Raw genomic sequence first — 13,076 nt, forward strand, 5'->3', positions numbered from 1 at the left:
GCCCCGTCCATGTGGACGGGGCCCTCTTGCATGCGGGTGGGACCCGGTCAGTCCGGGACGATCATGGGGTGGAAGCCCGCGCGGCGCAGCGTGTCGAGCGTGAGCTCGGAATGCTCCGCGCCGCGGGTCTCGACGCTGAGCTCGAGGATGACGTCGCTGATCTGCAGGCCGTGTCCGTGCCGGGTGTGCATGGCTTCGATGACGTTCGCCCCCGCCTCGGCGATGAGCTCGGACACACGTGCGAGCTGACCGGGGCGGTCGGGAAGCGGGATCCGGATCGTCAGGTAGCGTCCGGACGCCGCCAGACCGTGGGAGACGACTCGCTGGAGCAGGAGCGGATCGATGTTGCCTCCGGACAGCACGGCCATCGTCGTCCCGGTCGCCGACACCTTGCCCGCGAGGATCGCCGCGACGCCGGCCGCGCCCGCGGGCTCGGCGACCACCTTGGACTGCTCCAGGATGATGAGGATCGCTCGGGCGAGGTCGTCGTCCGAGACCGTCACGACCTCGTCGACGAGATCCTTGATGATGTCGAAGGGCACCGCTCCCGGCCGGGCGACGAGGATGCCGTCGGCGATCGTGGGCCGCGTCTCGATGTCGACGGGCTGTCCGGCCAGCAGCGAGGGCGGGACGGCGGCCGCGTTCTCGGCCTGCACGCCGATGATCCGCACCTCTCGTCCGAGTTCGGCGGCCCTGGCCTTCACCGCCGCGGCCACACCGGCGATGAGACCGCCGCCGCCGATGCTGAGCACGATCGTGTCGACCTCGGGTGCGTCGTCGAGCAGCTCGAGTCCGAGCGTGCCCTGGCCGATGACGATGTCGCGGTGATCGAACGGGTGGATGAGCACCGCTCCGGTGCGTTCCGAGAACTCCGCGGCGAGACGCAGGGAGGTCGCGACGGTCTCGCCCTCGAGAACGACCTCGGCGCCGTAGCCGCGCGTCGCGAGCAGCTTGGGCACCGGGACCCCCAGCGGCATGAAGATCGTGGCCGGGATGCCCAGGGCCTGCGCGGCGAGGGCGACGCCCTGCGCGTGGTTGCCGGCGGATGCGGCGACGACCCCGCGCGAGCGCTCGTCCTCGCTCAGGCGCGACAGCCGATAGGCGGCTCCGCGGATCTTGAACGATCCGGTGCGCTGGAGGTTCTCCATCTTGAGCAGTACGGGGGCACCGAGTATGTCCGACAGCGCCCTCGACGGCAGGGTCGGCGTGTGCGTGATCACCTCAGCCAGACTCCGAGCGGCCTCCTCGAACTCGGTCAGGCTGGGGACTGCGTTCATCGATTCCTCCGTGTCCGCTCGCGCGGGACTGTGCTCCAGATCAGGTCGGCGTCGGGTTGGTCCCCCGTGCGCCAGGCGCCGCTGCTCACGGTCACCGCCGCCACATTGACGAACGCGGCGAGCGGCACGGCGAAGAGTGCGCCGGGGATGCCGCCGACCATCGCTCCGCCGGCGACGACGAGCACCACGGCGAGCGGGTGCACCTTCACGGCCGAGCCCATCAGGATCGGCTGCAGGATGTGGCCTTCGAGCTGCTGCACCCCGAGCACGACCGCCAGCATCGCCAGTGCGATCAGCGGACCGTTGTAGACGAGGGCGAGCAGTACCGCGATCGCGCCGGTGACGACGGCACCGACGATCGGGATGAAGGATCCGAGGAAGACCAGGACGGCGACCGGGATCGCCAGCGGCACGCCGAGGAGAGCCGCACCGACCCCGATGCCGACGGCGTCGATCGCCGCCACGAGCAGCTGGGTGCGCGCGTAGTTGATGATGGTCGCGAAGCCGTTGCTGGCCGCGGCGTCGGCCGCCGGCCGGGCCGCGCGCGGGAACAGGCGCAGCGTCCACCGCCAGATGCCGCGTCCGTCGGCGAGCAGGCAGATGAGGATGAACAGCGACAGCACGGCGCCCGTCACCACATGGGCCGCGGTGGTGCCGACGGCGAGGGCCCCGTTCAGGAGCGCCTGGGTCTGCTCGTTGATGATCTGCAGGCCCTGGTCGATGTAGCTCTGGATCTGGGCCTCGCTCAGGTGCAGCGGCCCGTTGAGGAGGAACTGCCGGAACTCCTCGATGGCCTGCGAGCTGCGCTGCTGCACGTCGGGCAGCTGCTCGCGCACCTGCCAGATCACGAGCCACAGCAGCAGCGAGACGATCGCGATCGTGCCGATGAGCGAGACCGCGACGGCGAGCCATCGCGGGAACCGGTGCCGCAGCATCCACTGCAGCGCCGGCCACAGCAGAGCCGTGATCAGGATGCCCACCATGAGCGGGATGACCAGGAGCTTGAGCTCGATGACGAGCCAGATGATGCCGGCGACGGCCGCGGCGATCAGCAGCAGACGCCAGGCGTAGGCCGCGGTGACACGCAGCCCGATCGGCACCGCGGCATCGGCGTCGGTGGTGACCGTGCGCTGCGTGGACACCGCGCGCGGACGGAAGAGATCCCTCAGCCGTGGACGCTGCTCTTCGCTCATCGTCCGATTCTACGGCGCTGTCGCTGCGGGCCACGACGCCCGCCCGGATGTCGGCGCACGGCGTTACGCTGACCACGTGACCGACTCCCTCAGCGCCGCCCAGGCCCGCCGCATCGCGCTGGGTGCGCAGGGGTTCTCCCGGGCGCGCCCGACCACGGTCTCGGCCGCGCACCTGCATCGCACCATGTCCCGGCTCGGCGTGCTGCAGATCGATTCGGTCAACGTCTTCGCGCGGTCGCACTACATGCCGATGTTCTCGCGCCTGGGGGCGTACGACCCCGCGGTGTTCGACCGGGTCTTCCACTCGCGCACGACGCACTACGTGGAGTATCTGGCGCACGAGGCCACCTTCATCCCGATCGAGGACTGGCCGCTGTGGCGATTCCGGATGGAGAGCTTCCGCGAGCGCTGGGCGGCCCCCGACTCCTGGACGAGCACGAACGCGCGCACCCTCGACTGGGTGCGCGACGAGCTGCGAGCGCGGGGTCCGCTGCGCCCCGCCGATCTTCGCGACGACGTGCCGAGGGAGCGCGGCGGCTGGTGGGACTGGGATGACGTCAAGCTGGCCCTCGAGCACCTCTGGCGCACCGGCGACGTGGCGATCAGCGGTCGAAAGGGCTTCGAGCGACGCTACGCGCTCGCTGAGCAGGTGATCCCCGATGCGCTCCGGGATCAGCACGTCACGCGCGACGATGCGATCCGCGAGCTGACCCGCCGGGCCGCCCGTCACTCAGGGGTGGCGACGCAGTCCGATCTCGCGGACTACCACCGGATCCGCGATCGCGCGGCCGTCGCCCGCTCGATCGCCGACCTCGTCGACACGGGCGAGCTGTTGCCGGTCACCGTGCGCGGGTGGGAGCGCAGCGGTCGTCCCCTGCAGGCCTGGCGGCATCGCGACGCGTCTCTGCCTCGTGCGATCGACGCCGCCGCGCTGCTGACGCCGTTCGACCCCGTGGTGTGGTTCCGCGACCGGGCGTTGCGAGCGTTCGAGCTCGACTATCGCATCGAGATCTATGTGCCCGCAGACAGGCGCCGCTACGGGTACTATTCCCTGCCGGTGCTCGTGGGGGACCGCATCGTCGCCAGGGTCGATCTCAAGGCCGATCGCGCGACGTCGACGCTGCAGGTGCAGTCCGCCTGGTGGGAGCCCCAGGCCCGGCCTCACGACGATGCCGACCGGATCGCAGCAGAGCTGCGGCTCGCGGCATCGTGGCAGGGCCTCGAGCACGTGTCGGTCTCGAGGTGGGGCTCCGCGGCCGACGCGGTCCATGCCGCCCTCACCGCCCGCCCCGACGCCTCGGTGCGGCGCCATGTGCACCCCAGAGAGAGCACCCCGTGACCCGACGCGCCGCCTGGTCGCTCGGCGCCGTCGCACTGGCCCTGCTGCTGGCCGGCATCGCCGTCTGGTGGTGGCAGTCGTCGCTCGAGGATCCCGCTCCCCTGGCATCTCGCTCTCCGACATCGGTCGCCACCGACGCTGACGTGCAGCAGCTCGCGCAGCAGCAGCTCGACGATCATCTCGGGAGCTGCATCGCGGATGCCGTCGGCGCAGTGCTCCCCGAGGGCTGCGGCCTGCGCGTTCCGTGGGGCACCGAGTTCGCCGCGGTCGATCGTGTGCGCATGCGGATCGACCGGCTGCCCACGCTAGAGCTGACCGAGGAGGGATTCGTCGCCGAGGACGGCGTTCTCGTGGTCACGGTCACCGGCACGGGGCAGAACGGATCGGCGAGGACCGAGACCTACCGCAGCGACTCGTGGACCGTGCGCGGCGACGTCACACGCGACGGCACGAACGTCGCACTCGACGTCTGGTGACCGAGGTCGACCGTCGCGTCAGAACTGCACGCGCGGCGGCTCAGAGATGGCTCCGCTGTCGGCCACCTCGAAGAACTCGCGCTCGGTGAAGCCCAGTCCCCGGGCGAAGAGATTGTTGGGGAAGACCTTGATCTTCGTGTTCAGCTCGCGGACCCCGCCGTTGTAGAAGCGACGCGCTGCCTGGATCTTGTCTTCGGTGTCGACGAGTGCCTGCTGCACCTGGAGGAAGTTCTGGCTGGCCTGCAGCTGCGGGTACGCCTCGGCGACCGCGAAGAGGCTGCGCAGAGCCTGCTGGAGGTGTCCTTCTGCGATCCCCGCTTCGCCGGGCCCGGCGGCCGACAGCGTCTCGGCTCGCGCCCTCGTGACGTTCTCGAAGACCGCCTTCTCATGCGATGCGTAGCCCTTGACCGTCTCGATGAGGTTGGGTATCAGGTCGGCCCGGCGCTTGAGCTGCACGGTGATTCCGCTCCAGGCTTCGTCCACGCGGATGTTGAGCTGCACGAGCGAGTTGTACGTCGCCCACAGGTAGATCCCGATGAGCAGAATCACACCGACGACGATCAGTACCGGCACGAGCCATTCCATCAGAAGCCCACCCTTCCTCGTGTTTTTCTCATCCTATCGGCGCAGTCTGCGCGTCGACTGGGTGCGGTGCCGTCGTCGACTCCGTGGATCGCTCTCACGCGCCCAGCACGCGATCGAGGTAGCGGTTGGTGAACCTGCGGTCGGGATCGAGACGGTCGCGCAGCGCGGTGAAGTCGTCGAAGCGCGGATAGCGCTCCCGCAGCCCGTCGGCCGTCAGCGTGTGGAGCTTGCCCCAGTGCGGCCGGCCCCCGTGATCGAGCATGATCTGCTCCACAGCCTCGAAGTACTCGGTGGGATCCACCCTCCAGTACCGATGCACGGCGATGTACCCGCTCGCCCTGCCGTACGCGGTCGACAGCCAGCGGTCGTCCTCGGCGGCGAAGCGCACCTCGATCGGGAACTCGATCCGCCATCCGCGCTCGTCGATCAGGGCTCGCACAGCGCGGAAGGCCGCGACGGTGTTCTCGGCGGGCAGCGCGTACTCCATCTCGCGGAACCGCACCGTGCGACTCTGCGTGAGCACGCGGTGCGACAGGTCGGTGTAGCGGCGGTCGCCCGTGAGGGTCACCGCGAGACGGTTGAAGGGTGGGGTGACGGCAGGGGCGAACTGTCCGGCCGCACACACGGCGCGGTAGACGCCGTTCGACAGCAGCGTCTCGTCGATCCAGCGTCCCACCGGCGGGAGCGGCCGACGCCTCGTCGACTCGGGGAGACGCGTCTGCCTCTTCGTGAGTGCCACGTCGGTGTGCGGGAACCAGTAGAACTCGAAATGATCAGAGGCCGCGACGCGCTCCGACACCGTGTCGAGCACCTCGTCCAGCGGCACCGGCTCGTCGACCGCGTCGAGGACGAACGCGGGCACGCACTGCAGCGTCACCTCGACGATGATCCCGAGCGCGCCGAGACCCAGGGCGACCGCGGGCAGCAGCTCCGCATTCCGGTGCTCATCGATGCGCAGGAGCTCGCCGGCCGCCGTCACGAGGGAGACGCCGACGACCTGGGCCGCAAGGCCGCCGAAGCGCGCTCCGGTGCCGTGCGTGCCGGTCGAGATCGCTCCCGAGACCGACTGACGGTCGATGTCGCCGAGGTTCTCCATCGCCAGCCCGAACGGTGCGAGGAGGGCGGGGATGCGGTGCAGCCGGGTGCCGGCGAGCAGGGTGACGCGACCGCTCGCGGCATCAGCCGACACCAGCCCCTGCATGTCGTCGAGTTCGAGCAGCACCCCCGGCGCCACCGCGATGCCGGTGAAGCTGTGACCGGCTCCGACCGCCTTGATCGAGAGGCCGTGTGCGGCCGCCGCGACCACCGCGCGCTGCACGCCCTCGGGCGTCCGAGGACGCTCGACGCGCGACGGCGTGACCTTCACCGACCGCCCCCAGTTCTGCCAGGTGCCGCCGATCCGCGTCACAGGAACGCCTTTCCCTCGCCGCGGTACGTGGGCAGTTCGTCGATGACCTCGTCGCCCGACACGAGGTGGTACCGGTCGGTGCGCTCGGCGGGCTCGCCGCTCTTCGCGTGCCGGAACCACACCCGGTCCCCCACGCCGAGACGTTCGGCGGCGCGACCCTGCAGCGGCGTCTGCACTTCGCCGGCCGCTTCACGCGGGAGGGTGCGCAGACCCTGCGGCCACACGGGCAGCGGCTGCCGCGACGCGACAGCCGGACCGGACGCGATCCATCCCCCGCCCAGGACCGTCGCGATGTCCGCGGCGGGACGCCTGACGACATCGAATGCGAAGGCGGATGCCGGAGCGGGACGGAACGACCGGTAGCCGTCGAAGAGATGACCGCCGAGCAGGCCGCTGCCGGCGCTCGCCTCGGTCAGCGACTCGTCGCTGCCCGAGAACTCGAGCGAGCCCGTGCCGCCGCCGTTGAGGAGCTCCAGCGCGGCGACCTCGGCCACCGCCGCGACGATCGCCGCGCGGCGCTCGCGCAGTTCCGTCCGTGAGCGCGCCTGCACCAGGCGGATCAGCGGCGCGTCGGGCCCCGCGTCGTCGCCCTGGCCGGCGATCTGCGCGTCGTACATCTGCAGACCGACGAGACGGAATCCGGGCCGGGCGACCACGCGCCGCGCGAAGGCCGCGACCTCGCCCGCCGTGAACAGCGCCGAGCGCCGCACCCCGATGTGCCCCAGCAGCGCGGACCGCCAGGACGCATCGACGTCGATCGCCACTCTGATCTCGGGCCGCGAACCGGGAGCCGCCACGCTGTCGATGACGTCGAGGTGGGCGGGGTCGTCGACCATGAGGGTGATCCGGCGCGCGGCATCCTCGTCGGCGAAGAGCTGAGCGAGCCCGGCGCGGTCGACCGTCGGATAGCCGAGCATGATGTCGTCGTGATCGGCGGCGAGCCAGAGCGCCTCGGCGAGCGTGAAGGCGAGGATGCCGTGGTAACCGGGCAGGGCGAGGACGGCGTCCAGCACCGCGCGCACGCGCACGGACTTCGAGGCGACACGGATGGGAAGGCCCCCCGAACGCGCGAGCAGATCCATCGCGTTGAAACGCAGCGCCTCGCGATCGATCACCGCGACCGGCGCGGGCAGGTGTCCTGTCGCGGCGGACAGCCTCGGCCAGTAGCGCGCGGGATCGTCCCACTCGGGGGCGACGGGGTGTCGAGCCTCGATCGGGCTCAGTTCGGCGGTGAGGTCGAGCACTCCCCCACCATACGGCGTGAGGGACCGGGATTCACCCCTCACGGCACCGGGTTTCGGCGCGGGGCACGCCTCTGCTCCCCGATAGGCTGACCAGGGTCACGCCCCCGTAGCCCAATGGCAGAGGCAGGCGACTTAAAATCGCTTCAGTCTGGGTTCGAGTCCCAGCGGGGGCACCCCCGGCATCAGCCCCGTCAGTCCGCCATGCCGTCGATGGCGGCGGCATCCGCCCTCGCGGACCGCGACCGCGGGGTGCGCGCCTCGCGCACCCTCCGGATCACCAGCACGAGCAGCGCCACCGCGATGGCCGTGTAGACGGCGTAGTCGAGGTAGCCGAGATAGTGCTCCAGCCTCTCGTGCTGGGTCCCCAGCGCCGCTCCCACACCGATGAGCATCGCGTTCCACGCCCCGCTGCCGATGATCGTGTAGGCGCTGAACCTGACCAGGCCCATGCGCGACGCCCCCGCGGGGATCGAGATGAGCGAGCGCACGCCCGGGACCATCCGCCCGACCAGGACGGTCCACCCGCCGCTGCGCGCGAACCAGTGGGCACCGCGCTCGAGGTCGGTCCTGCTGACCAGGCGCGTGGCGGCGAGCAGGCGCACCGCGCGCTCCATCCCGATGGCCCTGCCCAGGGCGTACAGAAGCAGGGCGCCGATCCATGACGCGAGCGTGCTCCAGAAGATCAGCCACCCGAGGTGGAGGTCCCCGCTCTGGCTGAGGTAGCCGGCGAACGGCAGGATGACCTCGCTCGGTATCGGGGGGATGAGCACCTCGATGAAAACGAGGACGCCGACGCCGACGTCTCCCAGGGCGGTGAGGATGTCGGCCGCGAACCCGGTCAGACCGGTGAAGCCGTGATCGGCGGTGTTCGCGATGGCAGTGGCGGGGCTCATGACGGGCTCGTCTCTGTCTGTGGCTGTGCGCCCATGCTAGGCGAGGCCGATGCGGCGACCCTGAGCGTTCGGTGCGCAGCTCATCGGCCGAAGAGATCGCGGATGCCGGGGATGCCGAGGTCTCCCAGACGCTCGCCCCACCCGCTCGCGGTCTCGCCCAGGCCCGAGACCGTCTCCCCCGCGGATCCGAGCAGCCCCTCGGCCGCGCCGCCGATCCCTTCGACGTCCACTCCGCCGGCGAGCCCCTCCAGGTCGACGCCCTGCATGAGCGATTCGACGTCGAGCCCCTGCGCCAGCGCGTCGAAGTCGACACCGAGACCCGCGGCCTGCTCGAGCAGCGGGCCGGCCACCGAGCTCAGCACCGCTCCCCCGGCGACGGCTCCGAGGACGCCGACCGCCGCGCCACCGACCGCCGCGCCGCCGACCGCCATGCCGCCGACCCGGCCTGCCCCGCCGCCGGCGCCGCCGCGCACTCGGGAGAGCAGCGACCGCATCCGCCCCGGAGCCGCCGCCTCGGTGCGCCCTGCGGCTCTGGCGAGGTCGTGGGACGATGCCGAGGACGGGCGCTCGCCCGGGGCGAGCTCGGCCTGCATGCGCTCCTGCACCTGCGCGCGCTGCGCCGGTGTGAGGCGATCGAATGCCTCGCGATGCATCTGCTCGATGCGGTGCGGATCGGCGGTCTGCAGGAGATAGTCATAGCGGGCGATCGCCGCACGATCGGCGTCCGAGACCGACGAGGACCCGCGCGCGCCGCGCGGTGCCGGAGCTGCGTATCCTCGCGGCGCCGGAGGCGCATACCCCTGGGCAGCCGGAGGCGCATACCCCTGGGGAGCCGGATGGGCGGACGGCCGGGCCGGAGACCCCGGCGCGGCCTGACCTCCCCGGTCGGCGGAGACGTGCGACTCGATCGCTTTCGCGGCGAGACCGATCAGACGGGAGAACTTTGCCATGGTCGTGGTTCCTTCGGTGGCGAGGGGACAGCCACGGAGTCTCGACGCGGTGAGGCGATGAGGGGATGCCATGGCCGTCCGTGGATACGGACGCCAGGTCTCCTCCACCCCGAGGGGCCGGTGGGCCGGGGCACGACTTCATGCCCGTAATGACGACTCCACCGCAGACGGGAGTACTCCCCTTGCTGATCTCGACGGTAGCGGGGTCACCTATGAATCGTGTGCGAATGCACCACCGGGCGGGAGACGACGAACGGCCCCGGCGCGGAGTCGCGCGGGGCCGTTCGTGCAGACGGATCGACTACTTGGCGGCGGCCTTCTCGGTCACCTCGGCGTGCTCGGCCGGGTCGGTCGTGGCAGGAGCCGGAGCCTTCTCGGCCGGAGCCTTCTTCGCTGCGGCCTTCTTCGCGGCGGGAGCCTTCGCTGCAGGAGCCTTCTCGGCGGCCTTCGGCTCGGCGGCCTTCGCCGCAGGAGCGGCGGGGGCGTCGGCCGCGGGGCGCGGGCGTGCCGCGAACTCCTCGAAGACGTACCGGGGGTTCTGCACGGTCTCGAGGTTCACGAGGTCGCGGCCGAGCCACAGGTTGTTCCACCAGCCCCAGACCACGCGGAACTTGCGCTCCCACGTGGGCATCGCGAGGCCGTGGTAGCCACGGTGCGCGACCCAGGCGACGAAGCCCTTGAGCGCGATCTTGCCGGACTGGAAGACACCGTTGTAGAGGCCGAGACCCGCGACGGCTCCGAGGTTCTTGTGGAAGTACTCCTTGGGATCCTCACCGCGCAGCACGGCGACGAGGTTCTTCGCGAGCAGCTTCGCCTGACGCACGGCGTGCTGGGCGTTGGGGACGCAGAAGCCGCCGACGCCACCACCCGAGAGGTCGGGGACGGCCGACACGTCACCGGCGGCCCAGGCTCCGGGGACGAACGCCTCGGGGGTGCCCACGCGGAGGTCGGCGCGGGTCTGGATGCGACCACGCTCCTCGACCGGCAGGTCACCGCCGCGGACGACGGTCGGGTTTGCCATGACACCGGCGGTCCAGACGATGACATCGGTCGGGATGACCTCACCGGTGGAGAGCTCGACGTTGCCGTCGACGGCACTGGTGAGCTGGGTGTCGAGGTGCACGTTGGCGCCGCGCTTCGCGAGGTCCTTGAGCACCCACTCGCTCGTCTGCAGCGAGACCTCGGGCATGATGCGCCCCATCGCCTCGATCAGGTGGAAGTGCGTGTCCTCGAAGCGCAGCTGCGGGTACTTGCTCACCAGCGACGAGGCGAGCGAGCGCAGCTCGGCGAACACCTCGATGCCGGCGAAGCCGCCGCCGACGACCACGACGGTCAGCAGACGGTCGCGCTCGGGGCCGGCGGGCAGCGAGGACGCCTTGTCGAAGTTCGACATGACGCGGTCGCGGATGGCGACAGCCTCTTCGATGGTCTTCAGCCCGATCGCGTTGTCGGCGATTCCCGGGATCGGGAACGTGCGGGAGACGGCACCCGCCGTGACGACGATCTGGTCGTACGCGAACTCGTACGGCTCACCCAGCGGAGGGGTGATCGTGGCGACCTTGTCGGCGTGGTTGATGTTCGTCACCTTGGCGGTGAGCACGTTCGTGCGCTTCAGGTGGCGACGGTGGGCGACCACCGAGTGGCGGGCCTCGATCGAGCCGGCGGCCACCTCGGGAAGGAAGGGCTGGTACGTCATGTACGGCAGCGGGTCGACCATGGTGACGTCTGCTTCGCCCTTGCGAAGGTGCTTCTCCAGCTTCCACGCCGTGTAGAAGCCGGCGTAGCCTCCACCGACGATCAGAATCTTGGGCACAGTGCTGTTCTGAGGCACAGGGGGACAACTCCTCGGGAGTCAGGAATGTGGCGTGCGAATGCGCGCCGAGCGGATACGCCGGGCAGCTGCGGTGACGCCAAGCGCTATCAGGATACCAGGGACTGTGAGCGCGATGAGCGGCAGGGTACCGTAGCGCAGCGATTCAGCGCTGGGAAGCAGCGGTGAACCCGCCTCTGTCGGCGCATCGGCATCGGGCAGCGGCGGCACCGTCACCGGCGTCGCGGTGGGCACCGGCTGAGGAACGGTCTCGGCCCGGCGATACAGACGGACCCACTCGGCGAGGTCGCCCATGGGGTTCTCGGCGACCGACGGCAGATCGGCGTTCAGGGCCGCCTCCGCGTCGATGAGACCGTAGCCGTACAGGGGATCCGGAGTCTTCGACATCCCCTCGACGGGGATGGCCGTCTTTATGATCCTGTTGATCACGTTGGCCGCATCGAGATCGGGGTGCGCCGACCGGATCAGCGCCGCGATCCCCGCCACGATCGGCGCCGCGCCGCTGGTGCCCCGCCACGAGACCACCGTGCCGTCGGCCGAGACGCCGAGCAGCCCTTCGCTCGGAGCGGCGATGCCGATCGTGATGCCCTGGGTCGACGCCTCGAGGCTGGCGGTCCCGGTCTGATCGACTCCGCCGACGGTGAGCACGCCCGGGATCGTGGCCGGGGCGCCGATGATGTCGGTGCCGCTCCCCCGGTTGCCGGCCGCGACGACCACCACCACATCGTGCTCGAAGGCGTAGAGGAACGCGTCGTCCCAGCTCTTGTCCCAGTCGAGCGTGTTGGTGGTGAAGGAGAGGTTGATGATGTCGGCGCCGTTGTCGACCGCCCAGCGCATCGCCTTGGCGACCTGCTCGGTGAAGGGCACCGCCGCGGCCGCGCCGAAGCCGACCGAGATCGACAGCAGATCGGCCTCGGGGGCGACGCCGATCATCCCCTTGCCGTCGGCGGCACCGCGTCCTGCCGCGAGCGAGGCCACCCATGAACCGTGGTTGCCGTCGATCGCGCCGACGGGGGTGCGGCCGTCCGGCGAGCCGGTGCCCGACACGTCGGTACCGTCGGTGACCGCGCCGTCGAACACCCCCGGGACCTTGCCGATCCCGGTGTCGATGACCGCGATCGTCACGCCGTCGCCGCGAGTGGTCTGCCACGCGTCACGGATGCGGGCGCCGTCGAGCCAGTACTCGGACGCGCGCACCGGATCGGCGGGGTCGTCCGGCACCGGAGGCGGGGTGGCCGCCGCGCCGAGGAGGAGGACGGATGCCACGATCGTCGCGAGCACGACGCCGCTGCGCAGCATCCGACGCGCCGTCATGCGGATGATGCCTCGGCGCCGCGCAGGGCGGCGCCGGGCTCGTCGCACCGGCACCGATCGGGTGACCAGCTGGAGCGTTCGAGCGCCGCGTCACCGATCGGGTTCACGCCGGGACCCGCCGCGAGGGCGTGTCCGGCCAGAGCATGCAGGCATTTGACACGCGTGGGCATGCCACCGGCCGAGATGCCGGAGATCTCGTCGACCTCGCCGAAACCGTTCCGGTCGCGCAGGTACGACCGGTGCGCCTCCAGGTAGGCGGCCGCGACATCCTCGTCATCCGCGAGCAGGGCGGCGAGCTCGGGCATGACCTGCGTCGCCTCGAGCGTCGACATCGCCGCCGTCGCCGCCGGATGCGTCAGGTAGTAGAACGTGGGGAAGGGCGAGCCGTCCGGCAGCCGAGGCGTCGTCGCGACGACCGTCGGGTTGCCGCACACGCAGCGCGCGGCGATGCCCACCACGCCGCGAGCGGTCCTGCCGAGCTGGGCCGAGACCACGGCGAGCTCGGCGGCGGTGGGCGTGGGGAAAGGCGGCGTGGTCACCCGACCAGCGTACGGGAGACGCCAGGG

At 70.8% G+C, this 13,076-nt stretch carries 12 protein-coding genes and 1 tRNA gene; 3 read left to right on the top strand and 10 right to left on the bottom strand.

What is annotated here, in order from left to right; translation table 11 throughout:
* Nucleotides 1-47: 47 nt before the first annotated feature.
* Together ilvA and ABTZ43_RS03080 are read right to left on the bottom strand one after the other, a co-directional pair.
* Entirely contained in the window at nucleotides 48-1,277 is a 1,230-nt protein-coding gene (gene ilvA / locus ABTZ43_RS03075) for a threonine ammonia-lyase (protein ID WP_149423412.1), read from the bottom strand.
* Nucleotides 1,274-2,470, bottom strand: a complete 1,197-nt coding sequence (locus ABTZ43_RS03080) for an AI-2E family transporter (protein ID WP_082539328.1) — start codon at nucleotides 2,468-2,470, stop codon at nucleotides 1,274-1,276. Before ABTZ43_RS03080 ends, ilvA begins: the two co-directional genes overlap by 4 nt.
* Before the next feature lie 76 nt (nucleotides 2,471-2,546).
* Between ABTZ43_RS03080 and ABTZ43_RS03085 the strand changes: the two genes are divergently transcribed.
* Together ABTZ43_RS03085 and ABTZ43_RS03090 are read left to right on the top strand one after the other, a co-directional pair.
* The gene (locus ABTZ43_RS03085) at nucleotides 2,547-3,809 is read left to right on the top strand and encodes a winged helix-turn-helix domain-containing protein (protein ID WP_350537780.1); all 1,263 of its coding nucleotides are present in this window, start codon (nucleotides 2,547-2,549) and stop codon (nucleotides 3,807-3,809) included.
* Complete coding sequence (locus ABTZ43_RS03090) at nucleotides 3,806-4,285, top strand: hypothetical protein (protein ID WP_350537781.1); 480 nt, start codon at nucleotides 3,806-3,808, stop codon at nucleotides 4,283-4,285. The genes ABTZ43_RS03085 and ABTZ43_RS03090 overlap by 4 nt, the downstream gene beginning before the upstream one ends.
* A gap of 18 nt (nucleotides 4,286-4,303) precedes the next feature.
* On the opposite strand, the gene ABTZ43_RS03095 is transcribed toward ABTZ43_RS03090, so the two are convergent.
* From ABTZ43_RS03095 to ABTZ43_RS03105, 3 genes are all read right to left on the bottom strand, one after another.
* A complete protein-coding gene (locus tag ABTZ43_RS03095) occupies nucleotides 4,304-4,870 on the bottom strand; it encodes a LemA family protein (protein ID WP_350537782.1) in 567 nt (188 codons plus the stop codon).
* Between the two features lie 94 nt (nucleotides 4,871-4,964).
* The gene (locus tag ABTZ43_RS03100; RefSeq protein ID WP_350537783.1) at nucleotides 4,965-6,278 is read right to left on the bottom strand and encodes a D-arabinono-1,4-lactone oxidase; all 1,314 of its coding nucleotides are present in this window, start codon (nucleotides 6,276-6,278) and stop codon (nucleotides 4,965-4,967) included.
* Nucleotides 6,275-7,522: a type III PLP-dependent enzyme domain-containing protein gene (locus tag ABTZ43_RS03105; RefSeq protein WP_056416031.1), complete on the bottom strand. Its 1,248-nt coding sequence runs from the start codon at nucleotides 7,520-7,522 to the stop codon at nucleotides 6,275-6,277. Before ABTZ43_RS03105 ends, ABTZ43_RS03100 begins: the two co-directional genes overlap by 4 nt.
* 100 nt (nucleotides 7,523-7,622) lie before the next feature.
* Here ABTZ43_RS03105 and ABTZ43_RS03110 point away from each other — a divergent pair.
* A tRNA-Leu gene (locus ABTZ43_RS03110) sits at nucleotides 7,623-7,695 on the top strand.
* An 18-nt stretch (nucleotides 7,696-7,713) separates the two neighbouring features.
* On the opposite strand, the gene ABTZ43_RS03115 is transcribed toward ABTZ43_RS03110, so the two are convergent.
* The 5 genes from ABTZ43_RS03115 to ABTZ43_RS03135 all read right to left on the bottom strand — a co-directional run bounded on the left by ABTZ43_RS03115 (nucleotide 7,714) and on the right by ABTZ43_RS03135 (nucleotide 13,049).
* Entirely contained in the window at nucleotides 7,714-8,415 is a 702-nt protein-coding gene (locus tag ABTZ43_RS03115; RefSeq protein WP_350537784.1) for a DedA family protein, read from the bottom strand.
* An 80-nt stretch (nucleotides 8,416-8,495) separates the two neighbouring features.
* On the bottom strand, nucleotides 8,496-9,365 hold the full coding sequence (locus ABTZ43_RS03120; RefSeq protein ID WP_350537785.1) for a cation-transporting ATPase: 870 nt from the start codon (nucleotides 9,363-9,365) through the stop codon (nucleotides 8,496-8,498).
* 301 nt (nucleotides 9,366-9,666) lie between these two features.
* Nucleotides 9,667-11,178: an NAD(P)/FAD-dependent oxidoreductase gene (locus ABTZ43_RS03125; RefSeq protein WP_350537786.1), complete on the bottom strand. Its 1,512-nt coding sequence runs from the start codon at nucleotides 11,176-11,178 to the stop codon at nucleotides 9,667-9,669.
* Nucleotides 11,179-11,217: 39 nt separating this feature from the next.
* Nucleotides 11,218-12,510, bottom strand: coding sequence for a S8 family serine peptidase (locus ABTZ43_RS03130; RefSeq protein WP_149423420.1), 1,293 nt, complete (start codon nucleotides 12,508-12,510; stop codon nucleotides 11,218-11,220).
* The gene (locus ABTZ43_RS03135; protein ID WP_056415977.1) at nucleotides 12,507-13,049 is read right to left on the bottom strand and encodes a DUF501 domain-containing protein; all 543 of its coding nucleotides are present in this window, start codon (nucleotides 13,047-13,049) and stop codon (nucleotides 12,507-12,509) included. The genes ABTZ43_RS03130 and ABTZ43_RS03135 overlap by 4 nt, the downstream gene beginning before the upstream one ends.
* Nucleotides 13,050-13,076 lie beyond the last annotated feature (27 nt).

This window comes from Microbacterium sp. NPDC097977, assembly GCF_040302605.1.
In the GTDB taxonomy this organism is placed as follows: domain Bacteria; phylum Actinomycetota; class Actinomycetes; order Actinomycetales; family Microbacteriaceae; genus Microbacterium.

Excerpts from the sequence above, each read along its gene's own strand:
- ilvA (WP_149423412.1), bottom strand. The coding sequence starts at position 1,277 with ATGAACGCAGTCCCCAGCCTGACCGAGTTCGAGGAGGCCGCTCGGAGT.
- ABTZ43_RS03080 (WP_082539328.1), bottom strand. The coding sequence starts at position 2,470 with ATGAGCGAAGAGCAGCGTCCACGGCTGAGGGATCTCTTCCGTCCGCGC.
- ABTZ43_RS03095 (WP_350537782.1), bottom strand. The coding sequence starts at position 4,870 with ATGGAATGGCTCGTGCCGGTACTGATCGTCGTCGGTGTGATTCTGCTC.
- ABTZ43_RS03115 (WP_350537784.1), bottom strand. The coding sequence starts at position 8,415 with ATGAGCCCCGCCACTGCCATCGCGAACACCGCCGATCACGGCTTCACC.
- ABTZ43_RS03120 (WP_350537785.1), bottom strand. The coding sequence starts at position 9,365 with ATGGCAAAGTTCTCCCGTCTGATCGGTCTCGCCGCGAAAGCGATCGAG.
- ABTZ43_RS03130 (WP_149423420.1), bottom strand. The coding sequence starts at position 12,510 with ATGACGGCGCGTCGGATGCTGCGCAGCGGCGTCGTGCTCGCGACGATC.